The sequence below is a fragment of the Chitinophagales bacterium genome (genome assembly GCA_013816805.1).
Classification (GTDB): Bacteria; Bacteroidota; Bacteroidia; order Chitinophagales; family UBA10324; genus MGR-bin340.
Genome location: JACDDS010000002.1, coordinates 64,712 through 81,676 on the forward strand (window position 1 = coordinate 64,712; position 16,965 = coordinate 81,676).

Below are 16,965 nucleotides of genomic sequence, written 5' to 3' on the forward strand. Positions count from 1 at the left end.
TAGCCCTTGAATAAGCTTATTCAAGGGCTAATTTAAATTCGTTAGTTATTTTACCTGTGCAACTACAGCTTTAAATGCAATTGGATCATTCATTGCAAGGTCGGCAAGCGTCTTCCTGTTTAAAAGGATCTCCGCCCCCTTAAGCTTATGGATAAACTGAGAATAGCTAAGTCCCTCATCACGGATGGCAGCGTTGATACGAGCTATCCATAACGCACGGTAATCTCTTTTTTTCTGCTTTCTGCCTCCAAAGGCATAAACCATTGCCTTTTCTACAGCATTTTTGGCAACACTGGTAACATTTTTTCTCCTCCCGAAATATCCTTTCGCATTCTTAAGCATTCGCTTACGCCGGGCGCGGGAGGCTACATTATTGACTGAACGTGGCATTCTTGTAAATCTTTAATTAAATTAACATCAACTTTTTTATATGCTTAAAATTAGCATCATCAACATAGGCAGTTTTTCCCAGCTGCTTTTTGCGATCGTGTGCTTTTTTAGTGAGGATGTGGCGTTTAAACGCTTTCTTACGTTTCACTTTGCCGGTACCTGTAAGCGAAAACCGCTTTTTAGCACTGGAATTAGTCTTCATTTTAGGCATAACATAAAAATTCGGGACGGCAAAGATAGAAAAACTATTTACCTGAGAAAGAAAATCTCTTTTAGCAACAAAATAAGAGATCTTTTTTGCTTAATCTTATTTTTTGTGGGATTTGGGATTGATCATTACATGCATTCGGTTGCCCTCAAGCTTCGGTAACTGCTCCAGGGATCCAAACTCCACCAGTCTTTCGACAAATTTGAGAAGCAACAACTCGCCGCGCTCTTTAAATAAGATCATGCGGCCGCGAAACTGAACATAGGCTTTTACTTTTGCTCCTTCCTGCAAAAATTTTTCCGCATGGCGCGTTTTAAATTCAAAATCATGCTCATCGGTATTGGGAGTAAAGCGGATCTCTTTAACTACATTCTTAACAGACTTGGCCTTTTGTTCCTTTTCTTTTTTCTTTTTTTCGTAAAGAAACTTATTGTAATCAATAATACGGCAAACAGGCGGAGTTGCCGTAGTGGCTATTTCCACTAAATCTAAGCCCTGATCTTCTGCCATTCGAAGAGCTTCACGGGTAGTATACACGCCGGGTGTTACATTATCGCCGGCAAGCCTTACTTCCGGAGCCTGAATCCGGTTATTGATTCGATGTTCCGGTTCACGCGGTTTTCTTACATTCCTCTGAAATACTGCCAAGATGTTGTTTTTTCGTTAAAATTTAGGTTGAAAATTTAGTGTGCAAGTTAGAAACAAGATGATAATAAACGAGTGGTGAGAATTATAAAAATCAAATTATTGAATTTCAATTTTCTGAAATCCAAGATAGTGACCACCGGAATTAATTTTAATGATATACAAACCTGGATAAAGATCATGAACATCTATAGTTTCTGATGTATTATATACGCGTAATGTTTTTTCCAGCCTTCCATATAAATTATAAATGTCTACCTCTACGCCACCAGGTACCTTATCATACAATTTAATAATAAAATGGTCATGAAGTGGATTTGGAGACACCTTGCCATTCATAAAAAATTTTGTTACCTCACTAATGCCGGTCGATGTATCAAGCGTAGCAATTGTAAACCAGCTTTCATGGCCAGATAGCTGATCCTGTACCCCGGTTGCCTGCAAATCATAAGCGGTAACAGCAAAAGTATCTGTAATAGATACACCGTCAACAATTGCTGTGGTATCGGAACCTGCATCCTTTGAATTAGTAAAAGAATAACCGGTAAAATTTTTATAATATATCTTATAACCTTTAAGATCCGTTTCCTGATTATTTGACCATGTTAACTGAACCTGCCCATTTCCCAAATCTTTTTTATGCGCCCAAACAGGGGGAATAACCGGGGCATTAATATCAGGCACCGCCAGGAATGGTACAAAATCAATCCGGCAAAGAGAACTGTTATCATTTTGATCTTCTATCAATAAAGCGATTGTTGCACTGTCGGCACTACCCCAATAATTATTTTCAACCACAGCAGTTTCAGGCCCTGCAACAGGAAAGCCGGCGAATTCAAAAGCATTACCCTGCACCTCGCTGACATTGCGCAACAAATTGTTATTGTAAAAATGGGGATTATTATTGCTTATAGTAACCATTACATTAAATGCCTGGTTACGGACAATGGTATTGTTGTAACAAAAGCCCTGCTCCAATAAAATAGATGCATCTAAATTGTCAGTAAATGTATTTCCATAAAACAAGCTGGAATCCGAAATATAAAGTGAATTGCTTAAAACAAAATCGTTTTTAGTGAAGATGTTATTAAAGCACTTTACATTTTTATTTAAGCTCACCATGCCGGCGCTTGTAGATACCGTATTATTATAAAAAATGTTGCTCTGAACAGTTGAAGATTTTCCTATCCTAACAATGGGCCCGCTTAATACATCAGCGGTTGTGTGCATGAATACATTATTTGAAATCCTTGAATTGGAGCCTGCTGTACAGCCACAATATCCATTTCTGATCATGCAATGATCCAAATAAATACCTATTTCAGAATATAAAGTGAATTCGCCGCCTCCCTGCGCCTGGAAAAAGTTTGAAGTACCGCCATTTTCCAGGATGCAATGCTGAAAATTGCAGCCACTGCTGGAAATAAAGTCAAAAGGCATGGCATCACTACGAATGTATATGCCGGACCAGAAGGCCTGTTCGGTTGGTAAAGTATCTATAGAAAAAATTATTACACTGTCAGCTGTTCCAACTGCGGAAATAGTTCCATCCACCAGTATTGACCTTTGAGCTTTAAATTTGAGTACTACTCCAGGTTTTAGAGTGAGTATGATATTCGCGGGAATAATTAAATCAGAAGTATCTATATAAGGATTCCCTTTTGGTGTCCATATAGTATTGACAGATAAAGTACCCCCAACAAATGTTTGTGCTTTAGTATCATTACTATTAAGAATAAAGGTGATGTAAAATAAGACAGCAATAAATCTTTTCATTAATGTTATGTTGAATAAAATAGAATAAAATCTACACTTGACGTAAAAATAAGTCAAATATCTTACCATCGGAATCATAAAAAAACCCCCTGGATTTACAGATTTATTTAAAAATCTATAAAGCAAGAGGTTTTTAATTATAGTAATAATACTACCGGTTAGTGGTAGTAGTATCTGTCCTCCTTATCACATCATCTTTTTTCCGCAATCCTAAAAGACCTAATAAACCTGCTAAACCCAGCCATCCCCAATCCATATGATCATTATTATCATGATTGTAAGTCTGGTCAGTAGTAGTTGCAGGGTTGTTAGGATCAGTCTGAGCTTTCACGGGATTGTTAATACTTAAGAAAGCGCAGATGAAAAGAACGCTGGAAATTTGTGTTATTTTTTTCATTGTTGAGTATTTGATCTGATATATTATTTACAATCAACATGCCATGTCCACTCTATCCAGACCGCCGCTTTAAACTAACCCTAACATTCTATTAAAAATAAATCGGGATTCGTTTTAACTCTTTAGATACGTTAATGATAATCCCCATTATGGGAAAATATATAACCAGATTCTTATTCTTTAAACCTTGAAAGCTACCATATAACTATTTGATATACAAAAATATAGGAACAAATTACCGCCATTCTTTGTTCAAGTTATTAAATCCATATATGATAACTAGTCTTCAGAAAGACTGCTTATAACATTTAAGTTTACGTTATTTTTTCTAAGCACATTTTCATTGTTAAGATGCTTCTTCCATGGGTCCAAGTAAAAATCTGTCAATCCTTTATTAATATTTGCAGCATCTTCTTGTGGACAAAATGCATACACCATTATTAAAATGGTGTCAATTCCATTCTGTTCAAACTTCTTATAAAGATGGAGTCGCCTGCTGAAGCCCCCAAGTGGAACTGCCGATGTTTGCACTATTAATCTCACGGGATCAAGTAAAAGGTTTCTTCCCGAAATATAATCGCCATGAGCTTTAAAACTTTTACCCGCCTGATTGGTAATAGTTGCAGGAGCAACCGTCATTTGCGGCATGTTCTTTCGAAGAAAGGAACATGTTATATAATGTTTTAAGATCTGTGTTTTTAAAAACAATTATTGAGTTAATGTTTTTATCATAAAGTTTTTAGGAGATGAATCCAACTGATACTTTAAATTATCTAGAATTCCAGCATAGCTTATTATTTTTTGAATGGAATCTTATAATTTTTTTTACCTGTTTACAGAACTCATCATAGTTTCAGGATAGCGGTTACCTGATGCTGCGTCTTTAGGGAAAATAGCATCGATCATTTGTAAATCTTCTGCAGTTAATGTAATATTTATTGCCGCTACATTTTCTTCCAGCTTATTACGGCGTTTGGTACCAGGAATTGGTATATGATGCAGAGGATTTACTTCCAGCTAATCTTTTTGCGGATAAATATAACATCCATTTCTTCCATAGGACTTGCTTCATAAAAAAAGCCAGCTCAAATGGAGCCAGCTTTCTTTCTTCGGGAAAAGTTGATATTACTCCGCCGGGAACATCACATTCTTCTCATTCCCTCGGAAGCAATCAAGTTTAAGGTTGGCATCCATCTCTTTTACGATAGAGCTCAAGAGTTGATCATAATCTTTTACATCGGTTACACGGGGCCAGGTTTCGCCACGGCGGCAACCCCATTGCGGCGCAAAAATGGTCCGCAGCCACCGGTCATCTTTATTGAAAATAGAAGTAAATGTTTTTGTCTCTTTCCCATTATTAAAATAAATTTCGAAGTAAGTGCTCCTGATCAGGTCACGGATCATCACCGGAAGAATTACTGCATTTTTCATCCCATTATTATCTGCAAGCATCAGGTGGTAGTGAACTCGTAAACCATTGTAAGTGGTGGAGTCAAATTTCCATTCAAAATACAACGGCTTTCCATTAAAATTCACGGTCTTGGAGATCGTGCCTTTATGGTCCTGAGACAAAAGATTTTTCATCACAATCCCCTGGGCCCTCCCCAGGAAAGGAAGTATGATGAGCACCGGCAAAAAAATATTTCTCAAAATATTCTTCATGAGTTATTGTTTAGGTGTTTAAGATTTACTTTTTTGCGGTAGCAGGCTCATCCACCAATTTTACCTTCTTCAATAGATTATCTGCAATACAGCTTCCTACCACTACGCCGTCTTTAATGCCTGCTGTAAAGTGGATGCCACCATAGTGACGTGACATAGCCGCTTCATTCGCTGCAGCTTTAAAAGAGCTGAATTTCCGTGGCAATAATCCCAGCATCATATCAGTGCTGTCGGTAAACACAACGTCGTTGCCGAAATACTTCGTGAGCACTTCAGAAGATGATCCTGAGAACCCGGAATGTCCTGATGGATACTCGGGGAAAGAGGGAGTTTCAATATAAGGCCTCCAATCCGGTTTATTGAGCACTTCATGAACGTACGTTTCAGGACGTAAATAATTATACTTGTATTTCAATTTCCATACTGCTATAGATGCATTATACTGGGCCATACCGAGATAACATTCGAGTTCCGCTGTTTTAGCAAGGTTATAATTGTTTCTGCGGATTTGCTGTTTTGCAATTTGCTGCCAGTGCCCCGGAGGAGTATAAGTTTCAATTGCATCATCAGACCAGTAGAGAGCTATGATCCGCTGATCTTCCGTAAACGATGTATCAACACCGTAAACATCCATGCAATCTTTACAGAATTCGGAATTCATATCTGAGCTATAGGGCATGCTAGGTTTCATAAGACATAATTCGCTTGTGTCAATGCCTAATGGACGAAGAGTTCCCCAAAAGGGCTCCACTGCAGTACCATACGCTTCTGTAGGTTCCCAGTAATCATTATGGTTGGCGCGTGATGGTGATTCATAGATGTTATTTTCCCGGGTGTAATCGTAGCTGTCACCCTTCATATAGTCAATCATTGCATTACCGAGATCAGCACCTAATTTCTGAGAACGTTCGAATATGTCCTTATTATTCAGCATGCTATCCAGCGCATGGTTGTTTTTATCTCTTAAATCATTAAAGCTTTTATCATTGGCTGAGATGTAGCGCGCTACACCTTCGTCGCAAACTATAGAAAGCGCATTATTCATTACAGTTGGCCAATCATAGATCATATTAGGATCGGGGGTCGGCAATGTTTTCAAATCTTTTAATTGACCGATCAGTGATTTGCCCCCGGGAACGCCGGCATATATGGATTGCCACATAGTAACCCCATAATAGCCAAATGAACGGGCTGCTGCGAGTGGCGACATCCGTTGCTTTTTTACCTGTGTGCAAAGCAGATCAAGCCAGGACAGTGCCATTTTACTAGAATAATCGGAAGCCGGCTTTGAAATTTTGTTATAGCTGCCGGAATCTGAGCTCATGTTTTTACAACTGTAATTGCTGCTTATTAAAAGTGCAATTACAAGCACTAAAGCGACAGTTGATTTTCTCATATTTATAAAATTATTGTTCGGAAATTTTTTAGAGTCAGCAAATGTAATTATTAAATGATTTTTTCTGATAGCTATTATTGATATTAGTGTTCAAAATAATAAGAGATAGTACTTTATTTAAATCCTGAAACAGCCATCAAATACTTTACATATTCATATGGTGCATTTTATTCATTCCAGATGTATCTCCCGCTGCCATCTTTCGTTCCATAGTCTGGAACTGCATAGAATGCACCGCAACCTCTGAGAGATCTGTAGCCCCTTCCTTACACAGATAGACTTTATTTACAGGAATATTTTTTATCACCTGTTTTTCTCCTGTTGCTTCCCAGGTGATCTCCATTTCATCAATAACTGAGGCCTTTCCAACACCTGCCTGTAACCGGATGGGGTTTCCTCCGAAGCTGGCTCCCTTGCTGATTATGAAATACGTCGAACGCTCTTTTCCACCATCATTAAAGGTAAGCTTTACACGATTTCCCACACCGTATTTATTGGTTTTAACACCATCAAATTTTACGTTTATCCAATTATTATTGAATCCCGGGTTTTCATAGAGCGCATTTTCATAAACATCGCCATAATAAAACGCACCGTAATCGGCATAAACATCCTGATCACCATCAAAATCAAAATCACAAAAAGCAATCGCATGCCCCTTTTGCAACTGGCTGAATCCTCCTGAAAACGAACAATCCTCGAAATATTTTCCTTCGTGGTTGTGGAACATCCGCTTTGGAAATATTGCTTTATAATCAGGCGCTCCTATTCCCAGGTAAAAATCCAGGTAACCGTCATTATCTAAATCGCCAAAATTACAGCCCATGGTAAAGGTCTCATAATCGATATGTGATTCCTTATCTACATTCGTGAATGTTCCATTACCGTTATTTTTGTAAAGACAAGGGAATAAGGTGGAGTCCATTGGTAGGCCCATATACTCACGACATGAATTGATGGTGTATCCTGGCTGGTAAGCGGACACATAAAGATCCTGCCAGCCATCATTATTATAATCAAACCACCAGCATGGAAAACTGGAAGAATGCGATGGAACCCCGGCCTTTTCAGTTACATCGGTGAAATGCGCCATTCCCTTGCTGTCTATTCCATCGTTTTTATACAGATGGGATGGATGCTGGAAACACGAAACATACAGATCCGGGAACCCATCATTATTATAATCGCCCCAATTGGCCCCTTTAACATAACTGGTAAGGTCGAGACCGCTTTGTTTTGAAATATCTGTGAAGGTTCCATTGCCATTGTTAACATACAATCTGCTGGGGTAACCCATCTCATGTCCTAAGAAAAGATCGAGGTCTCCATCATGATCAACATCTGCCCATTCTGCAACCTGTGATGGATTGTAGTCCATTAAGCCTGCCTGCACTGTGACATCAGTAAAAGTACCATTGCCATTATTTTTCATCAGGGACGGAGGCAAATGGCCTGCTTCATATTTCCATCCGCCTCTTGGTATAATAAAATCCATCCACCCGTCATTATTATAATCAGCGTGTACAATATCAAGCCCCTCACACTCACCGCGTAGTCCGGCTTTATCCGTCCAGTCTGAAAATGTTCCATTGCCATTGTTATGAAAATATTTTACGTTATCTCTAAGTCCGGTGCTGGAGCTTATGATATCAATATAACCATCGTTATCAAAATCGTCACAGCAGACACCGCCCGCCCAGCCCGTGTTTTCAATACCGAGGTCCATGGCTATTTCATTAAACTTCGGGCAATTCCACTCATTCCTATACCTGGCTGCCGGTATAATATATTGTGAAGGAACATTTGAAGGCACTGATCCATTCGCCTGGCAAGCAACATTCAGCAACCATATCGATAAGTAATCTTTCGGCTTACTCTGAACAATTTTGACATACCTGTTTATGGCTTCTTCAGCCGGAAGCTTATTGGTATGAATACCGGTTCCGGATATTGGAAAAATACAGGATTGATCGTTATGGTTATTAATACAATTTTGCTGTTCGCCCAAACGAAGATAGCCAACGGCAATAAAGCTTTCAAGTGAATCTACCTTCGACCAACCTTTATCATTAGGTTTAGTATATGCTTCATTGTTCATAAATTTCGGATCCTTCTCCAGCGACTCCAGTATATCAATCCCTTTTTGAGTAGTTCCGAAATAGATATTCTGAAGGCCCAGTGAAAATTTTAGTTGCAGATTTTCAGGATCCTTATCCGACATCTTCTGAACAAGGGGGAGTATTTCATCATTCCTGCCATATAAGGTAAATGGATTCGATTTATCAATGAGCTCAGTATATATGGCAGGCATCGTGGAACTTTCAATCTTAATATTTGCATAGGGTGATTTTGACTTACCTGCTGTAAATACTTTGGTAATTTTTTTTCTCATTAAAAATGCGCTGCTGCCAAGGGCAATAAGAACCAGCACAAGAACAATAAGAAGTGTACGTTTTTTCATGAATTTAATTTTAGCTGTTATTATTTTTAATTGATTTTGTATAATGATTTGTATAATATGAAGGCGTATACTTCTATTGGATTATAAAAGACACTCTTGTAAATTTCCTTTTGCAAAGGTATTTAAGCTTTAAAAGGGGGCTGTTAACGGTCTTTAAAACTTTGTTAACGAAAAGCAAATGGTTTATACCGTTGCACTTTATTGGTAAATTTGCCATCTGTTACACTCAATTTACCTTATCAATTTGCTTTTTCATACCGTTATCTATTAAAAAGCATTCTTAACCAGTTAATTTTCATTTCATAAAAATCTACCCGTTAATATGAGCAGATTCATTACCCGTTTTAATTTCGGAATCTTACTCGTTTCAGTACTTCTGTTTGTCGCATCCTGCACTAATTTTGAAAAGGTCTATCAGAAAAACTTTGATTTTCCTGCTGCCGACAGCTCGAAGTTTGATAAAACAGATGGCAATTCAGGAAAGATGTTCGACATCCTTACCGGTACCTCAACGGGCATCAACTTCATTAACCAACTCAAATTTGGCTTTCTGCAGGACAATAATCTTTATGTTAACTATTATAATGGTGGCGGCGTAGGTGTAATGAATGTAAATGGAGATTCCCTACCCGATCTCTATTTCAGCGGTAACCAGGTACCAGATGCCGTGTATATTAACGAGGGCAACATGCACTTTAAAGATATATCCGCTAATTCCGGGATCTTTCAAAAAAATAAAGGTTGGTCTACCGGAGTTTCAGTTGCTGATGTGAATAACGATGGATATGATGATATATATGTCTGCCGGTCACGCTGGAAAGATTCGCTTTCAAATCTTCTTTATATCAATAAAGGAAATAACACCTTTACTGAAGTAGGAAAACAGTATGGAGTAGACTGCCCGGATTGTTATACTATGGGTGCAGTATTTTTTGATTATGATAACGATGGTGATCTTGACTTATACGTTAAAAATCATCCATCCGACTGGATTGAACGCATGCGCTTTAATAACCTCGAAAAGGTTGAAAAAGGAACTAATCAAAGTGATAAGTTTTACAGGAATGATGGCAATGGGCACTTTACCGATATGTCAAAACAAGCAGGCATTAATAATCACGGTTACGGTTTAGCAGTATGTGCTGCTGACCTGAATGATGATGGCTGGCAGGATATATATGGCTGCAACGATTTTGCAATGTATGATTACGTTTATATGAATAATAAGAACGGGACCTTTGCTGATGAATCAAGAAATATATTGAATAAAACTTCCATGTTTTCAATGGGAGTTGATATTGCTGATTTTAATAACGATGGATTTCAGGATATTGTAACCGCGGATATGCGCTTTAATTACTCCTATGTCCGGCGTTCTTTTGCTCTGGGACTTCGCCGCAATGAGTTTAATAATATGACCACTTCGGGTTATGGATACCAGTATGTAAAGAACACGCTACAATTGAATAATGGCGATGGCACCTTTTCTGAAATAGCTAACCTTGCGGGAACTGATGCTACTGACTGGTCATGGGGGCCTTTATTTGCCGATTTCGATAATGATGGATGGAAAGATGTTTTTATACCGAATGGATATTACCGCTGGCTCAATGTAGATGAACGTGAATTATACCAGGCTATGAAGGATGCTACGAGACGCAAAGACAGCGTTGCCTACAATAAGCTTTATAAGATGGTGAATAAGAAAAAACTGGAGGATCCGGATTTCATCTTCAAAAATAACCATGATCTCACCTTTACCGATGAGTCACAAACGTGGGGGATAAACCTTCCTAACATAAACCACGGAGCCGCATTTGCGGATCTGGACAAGGACGGAGACCTTGATCTTATTGTAAGTAATACTGACCGTACTCCTTTTATCTATCGGAATAATGAAGAAAAGCTTGTGGGAAATAACTGGATAGAGTTTGACTTTAAAGGAGAATCAAAAAACCTGAATGCCATTGGTGCTAAGGTGCATATCTGGAGTAACAGCGGAATGCAATTCGGTGAGCACCATGTAGTTCGCGGCTACCAGTCTTCATCCGAAAACTTTATGCATTTCGGATTAGCGAAAGACGATAGTGTAAAAAGAGTAGTGGTGGAATGGCCTGATGGAAAAACTGAAGAGCTATTTAATTTGAAGGTTAATCAATTGATCGCCTTAAATTATAAAAACGCTACCAACAGGAAAATTGATCTTCATCCAAAATACAACCGAATGTTTACCGAGTCTACCGACAAGCTAGGCATTGATTACGTTCACCAGGAAAATGATTATGAGGACTTTACCAAAGAACTATTATTGCCGCATAAGTTAAGCCGCTATGGCCCGGGACTTGCCGTGGCTGACGTAAATAATGACGGACTTGAAGATTTTTACGTTGGTGGAGCGCAGCAGCATCCCGGAGCATTATACCTCCAGGCCGCAAACAAAAAATTTGAGAAAGCCTCTCAGCAGCCCTGGGATCAGGATAAAATGAGCGAATCACTTGGTGTGCTTTTCTTTGATGCAGACGGCGATGGCGATATGGATTTATATATGGCTTCCGGGGGAAATGAATATAAAGCAGATGATGTAAACCTGGAGGATCTTCTTTACTTAAATGATGGTAAAGGAAATTTTACCAGGTCGGCTAAGGCATTGCCTGAAGAGCATATCAGCAACTCTTGCGCAGTAGCCGGCGATTTTGATAATGACGGTGATCTGGATCTTTTCCTTGGAGGAAGAGTAGTTCCCGGAAATTATCCATATCCCGCAAAGAGTACTATACTGCGAAATGATAAAGGCACCTTTAAAGATGTTACCAGTGAAATAGCCCCTATGCTCGACAAAATCGGGCTGGTTTGCGGAGCCATCTGGAGTGACTATAACAGTGATGGCAAATTAGATATAATTATAGCAGGTGAATGGACACCCATCACCGTATTGAAAAATACAGGTGGGAAATTTGAGAATGCTACCAAAGAAGCAGGTCTTGAAAATTATACTGGCTGGTGGAACAGTATTGTGGCAGGTGATTTTGATAACGATGGTGACATAGATTATGTAGCAGGAAATGAAGGCCTGAATTCACGTTACTATAAACCGACAGCCACTGAACCGGTAGAATGCTATGCCGCAGACTTTGATAAGAATGGAACAAACGATTTGCTGATGTCTGTCTACAATCACGGGAAAGCGTATCCTGTTAAAACAAGGATGACAATGGCCGAGCAGGTTCCCATGTTGGGTAAAAAGTTCGAACTGTATAAACAGTTTGCCCTTGCAACCACGCCTGAAGTTTTTGGTCAGGAGGCACTGGATAAATCTTATCATCTTATCGCTAATACATTTGCTTCTTCTTACATAGAAAACCAGGGAAATGGCACATTTGCCGTGAGGCCTCTTCCGGTTGAAGCCCAATTTTCATGTCTTTACGGTATGGTTCCATATGATGTAAATAACGATGGCAACCTGGATATTATAGCTCATGGAAATTTTTACAACACTGAATCGGAAACAGAACGTGACGATGCCTGCATTGGCCTGGTAATGCTGGGCGATGGAAAAGGAAGCTTTTCTTCTCAATCGGTTCAGCAAACAGGGTTTTTATCGAAAAAAGACGCAAAGGCACTCGCCATGATTTATGTAGGTAAAGATGACATGCCGGTGTTGATGGGTACGAATAATAACAGCAAGATGTTCGCCTACGAAATCACTAACAATGCTAAGAATGAAATCAGGCTTACCGAACAGGATAAGTATGCAGATATTTTCTATAAAGACAGTCGTAAAAGTCGTTTTGAGCCCAATATCGGTTCCGGCTTTCTTTCAGAAAACTCGAAGATGCTCTCCTTTATGGCCCCATTAGTCGACAAGGTAGTAGCAACCAATTATAAAGGTGAACAGCGCGTAGTGTATCAAAGTGGTGTTCTTGCCTCAAAATAATCCAATTCCTCAGCAGTGTCAGTTTTTGACACTGCCTTATAAAAAATAAAAAACATGAAACATTGGATGGGAATCAGTTGGGGAATGCTTGCTTTTGGTTGTACAACCTTGCTTGCAGTTACCTTATCATCCTGCAATAGTGGTTATAAGAATGCTGATCTTACTGCTATAGATTTTCCGGGTTACGACAGTACCAAGTTTGATCCTATCGATAAATCCACCGGCAAATTATTTGATATTTTAAGTAATCAGGCTACCGGTCTGAATTTTATTAATAAGGTGCAGTATCACATAGGCGATGACAACAATCAATATAATTACTATTACAACGGCGCCGGAGTGGCAGTTCTGAACGTAAATGGCGATTCTCTGCCCGACCTGTATTTTACGGCTAACCTGGTTCCTGACCGGCTTTATATTAATGAAGGCAATATGCATTTCAAGGATGTTTCTGCTCCGGCAGGCATTTTACAGCGGAATAAGGGATGGTCAACAGGTGTATCAATCGTTGATATAAATAATGACGGATTGGATGATATTTATGTATGCCGTTCCCGGTGGAAAGATTCTCTTGCAAACCTCCTTTATGTTAACAATGGAGATAATACTTTTTCTGAAAAAGCAGCACAATACGGCATCGATTCAAAGGAAAGCTTTCATATAATGGCAAACTTCTTCGACTACGATAAGGATGGCGATATGGATCTGTTTTTAGCCTGCCACCCTACCGACTGGGTCGATAAAATGCGCTTTAATAACTTTGAAAAAGTAGGTACCGGCCAAAATCAAAGTGATAAGCTTTACAGGAATGACGGTGGTCATTTTATTGATGTTTCCAAAGAAGCAGGCATCAATACGCAAGGCTATAGCTTAAGCTGCACATCAGGAGATTTAAATGGAGATGGATATCCTGATATCTACGTTCCCAATGATTTTGCCATGTATGATCTGTACTTCGTGAACCAGAAAAATGGCACATTTAAGGAGTCAACCAAAGATTACATAAAAAAAACCTCCCTGTTTGGGATGGGTAGTGATATAGGTGATATCAATAATGACGGATACCTGGATATAATGGTAGCCGATATGAAGTTTGATCACTCTTATGTACGCAGGTCTTTTATGCTGTCACAGCGTCGTGCTGAATTTAATAACATGGTGGCGGGAGGATATTACTATCAGTATGTAAAGAATTCTTTACAGCTTAACAATGGCAATGGCTATTTCTCTGAGATTGCTGAGCTCGCCGGTGTAGATGCTACCGAGTGGAGCTGGTCTCCGCTTTTAGTTGACCTGGATAATGACGGATACCAGGACATCTTTATGTCAAATGGGTATTATAAAACCTTCAATATAGACGAGCGTGAACTGTATCAGGCAATGAAAGATGCAACACGTAGAAAAGATACTGCCACCTATAATAAGATGCAACGCATTATTAACCATAAAAAGCTACGCGACCCCAATTGTGTTTTCAAAAATAACGGCGACCTTACTTTTACCCGTGAAACAAATAACTGGGGATTTTTTGAACCGACTATTTCGCATGGTGCAGCCTTTGCAGATTTTGATAAGGATGGTGATATTGACATTGTAGTTAGCAATACTGATCAAACATCCTTAGTCTACCGGAATAATGAGTCACAGATGCTCAAAAACCATTTTATTCAGTTTAAGTTTTCAGGATCGGAAAAAAATACAAAAGGGATAGGCACTGAGGTTAAAATTTACACCAAAAATGGGATGCAGTTTCAATCCTATCATGTGGTTCGCGGTTACCAGTCATGTTCTGAGAATTTCATGCACTTTGGTTTAGGCGATGCCACATCAGTTGATAAGGTATATATAAAATGGCCTGATGGCAGGCAGCAGGAATTAGATAATCTGGAGGCGGATCATGTGTACACTGTAAGTTATAAAGATGCTTTGGAAAAAAACCTTGAGCCCCAGGATCAATCGGCTCCTATGTTTAGCGACGTGACGAACAAGCTAAAGATCGATTTTGTGCACCAGGAAGATGAGTATAATGATTTTCAGAAAGAGCTGCTGCTTCCCCAAAAGAACAGCCATTACGGTCCGGGGCTTGCTGCAGGCGATGTGAATGATGATGGGCTGGATGATTTTTTTGTGTGCGGTGCTATGCGACAGACCGGAGTGCTTTATCTCCAGACTGCCAATGGAGAATTTCAGGCCTCTGGCGGACAGCCATGGGAAAATGATAAAGCCGCAGATGGTCTGGGAACCCTTCTATTTGATGCAGATGGCGATGAGGATCTTGACTTATTTGTTGTTTCGGGAGGGAATGAAATGGCTGCGAATGACAAAGCTTATGCTGATCACTTTTATATAAACGATGGCAAAGGGAGGTTCAGTGAAGCTTCCAATGATGCATTGCCGGCTTTAAATGAGAGCGGCTCCTGTATTGTGGCCGGAGATTACGATGACGATGGCGATCTGGATCTTTTTATAGGAGGCCGGTTGGTTCCCCAGCAATATCCTTCCCCTGCCAAAAGCACGATCCTTCAAAATAACCATGGTAAGTTCACAGATGTTACCGCTCAAATTGCACCTGAATTAAATAAAGAAGGGCTAGTGTGCTCTGCCATATGGACAGATTTCAATAATGACAATAAGCTTGACCTCATCCTTACAGGTGAATGGATGCCGGTGACTTTTTTAGAAAATGAAAATGGAAAATTTGTAAATATTACGAAACAAATAGGATTTGAAAATACCACCGGATTGTGGAATAGTATCGTGTCCGGCGATTTTGATAATGATGGAGATATGGACTACATAGCGGCGAATGAAGGATGGAATACGAGGTATTATCGTCCATCGCCTGAGTATCCTATTGATCTGTATGCGAATGATTTTGATAAGAATGGGACTCAGGATGTGGTAATTTCCTTTTACAATTTCGGGAAAAGCTATCCCGTAAAAAACCTTCAATACAGTGCTGAGCAAATGCCTATGCTGGCAAAAGAATTTAAAACTTATTCAGGCTTTGCCTTGTCCACCACAGAAGAGATTTATGGCCCTAAAGGCCTCGATAAAGCGTATCATATGAGTGCCAAAACACTGGCAAGCTCCTTCATTGAAAATAAAGGAAATGGAAAGTTTGAACTTCGTGCATTACCTATACGGGCTCAGGCTTCTTCCATCTACGGCATGATGGCCTACGATGTAAACAGGGATGGTTATCTTGATCTGGTCTACCAGGGAAATTTTTTCTCTAAAGAAACAGAAACCGAACGCAACGATGCCTTTATTGGCGAAGTACTTCTTGGGGACGGAGCCGGAAATTTCAATTATTTACCCAGCGTTAAAAGTGGGTTCTTTAATAATCAGGATGCCAAAGCCCTTTCAATGATATATATCGGAAAGAATAAAGCACCGGTTATGTTATGTACAAATAACAACGATAAAATGCTTGCATTCTCTCTTGACGATCACGGAACTGAAAAAATTCCTTATACTGATAAAGACAAGTATATAGAGGTGATACTGAACGATGGACACACGCAACGGCATGAAACCAATTTCGGGGGAGGTTATCTCTCTCAAAATGCCAATGTAATTTCTTTTATTCCTGGCCTTACCAGTAAGGTTGTGATAACTGATTACAAGAACCAGGAAAGAACAGTGTTTTCATCAGGAACACTGGCAGCAAAGTAAAAACGGATTGAAATTGTTCTAAGCCGTTTTCATCTTTTTCCAGTCTATACAACACTTTCTGACTGCACATTCGATTCCATCATAAGACATCGGAATTATTTTATTTTAATGATATGATATTCTTTTTAAATTTCTTTTGTCTTGACCCAAAAGAAACAAAAAGTCAAGGCTGTAGAAAAACCGAAGCGCTACCCAAGCTCACTCACGGAAATTAAAGCTCAGATTACAGGCCAGGATTATTTTTAAAATTATATGCTGCACTGTCACACATTTTTCCTTTTGCTTTTTGCTCATTTCTTTACTCATGCTTCTGTTTTTCAAAGGCCGTTTGTGCACAGAGTAAAAAACTTCGCTAACATCAAAGCCATGCAACTATAAGTGCCCTCCCTGTCAAATTCATCATCTCACCACCGCCACT

The 16,965-nt window shown here is 39.3% G+C and carries 11 protein-coding genes; 2 read left to right on the forward strand and 9 right to left on the reverse strand.

The genetic code is table 11. The features are described 5' to 3' along the window. Positions 1-45 precede the first annotated feature (45 nt). The 9 genes from rplT to H0W62_02160 form a co-directional block, all read right to left on the reverse strand. Positions 46-390 carry a 50S ribosomal protein L20 gene (gene rplT / locus H0W62_02120; GenBank protein MBA3647336.1) on the reverse strand — a complete coding sequence of 115 codons (345 nt, stop codon included), beginning with the start codon at positions 388-390 and terminating at the stop codon, positions 46-48. 16 nt (positions 391-406) lie between these two features. Continuing rightward, the gene (rpmI, locus tag H0W62_02125) at positions 407-601 is read right to left on the reverse strand and encodes a 50S ribosomal protein L35 (GenBank protein ID MBA3647337.1); all 195 of its coding nucleotides are present in this window, start codon (positions 599-601) and stop codon (positions 407-409) included. Between the two features lie 96 nt (positions 602-697). Next, on the reverse strand, positions 698-1,246 hold the full coding sequence (locus H0W62_02130) for a translation initiation factor IF-3 (GenBank protein MBA3647338.1): 549 nt from the start codon (positions 1,244-1,246) through the stop codon (positions 698-700). Positions 1,247-1,342: 96 nt separating this feature from the next. Then, positions 1,343-3,019 carry a T9SS type A sorting domain-containing protein gene (locus tag H0W62_02135; GenBank protein ID MBA3647339.1) on the reverse strand — a complete coding sequence of 559 codons (1,677 nt, stop codon included), beginning with the start codon at positions 3,017-3,019 and terminating at the stop codon, positions 1,343-1,345. Between the two features lie 151 nt (positions 3,020-3,170). Beyond that, a complete protein-coding gene (locus H0W62_02140; protein ID MBA3647340.1) occupies positions 3,171-3,416 on the reverse strand; it encodes a WGxxGxxG-CTERM domain-containing protein in 246 nt (81 codons plus the stop codon). 279 nt (positions 3,417-3,695) lie between these two features. Next, positions 3,696-4,055, reverse strand: a complete 360-nt coding sequence (locus tag H0W62_02145) for a hypothetical protein (protein MBA3647341.1) — start codon at positions 4,053-4,055, stop codon at positions 3,696-3,698. A 486-nt stretch (positions 4,056-4,541) separates the two neighbouring features. Beyond that, positions 4,542-5,078 (reverse strand): hypothetical protein, encoded by a 537-nt coding sequence (locus H0W62_02150; GenBank protein ID MBA3647342.1) that lies wholly within the window; start codon positions 5,076-5,078, stop codon positions 4,542-4,544. Between the two features lie 25 nt (positions 5,079-5,103). Further along, positions 5,104-6,474: a vanadium-dependent haloperoxidase gene (locus tag H0W62_02155; protein ID MBA3647343.1), complete on the reverse strand. Its 1,371-nt coding sequence runs from the start codon at positions 6,472-6,474 to the stop codon at positions 5,104-5,106. Between the two features lie 145 nt (positions 6,475-6,619). Further along, positions 6,620-8,935, reverse strand: a complete 2,316-nt coding sequence (locus H0W62_02160) for a CRTAC1 family protein (protein MBA3647344.1) — start codon at positions 8,933-8,935, stop codon at positions 6,620-6,622. 322 nt (positions 8,936-9,257) lie between these two features. Here H0W62_02160 and H0W62_02165 point away from each other — a divergent pair, with 322 nt between their 5' ends. After that, the gene (locus tag H0W62_02165) at positions 9,258-12,869 is read left to right on the forward strand and encodes a VCBS repeat-containing protein (GenBank protein MBA3647345.1); all 3,612 of its coding nucleotides are present in this window, start codon (positions 9,258-9,260) and stop codon (positions 12,867-12,869) included. A 54-nt stretch (positions 12,870-12,923) separates the two neighbouring features. Further along, entirely contained in the window at positions 12,924-16,547 is a 3,624-nt protein-coding gene (locus tag H0W62_02170; GenBank protein MBA3647346.1) for a VCBS repeat-containing protein, read from the forward strand. Positions 16,548-16,965 lie beyond the last annotated feature (418 nt).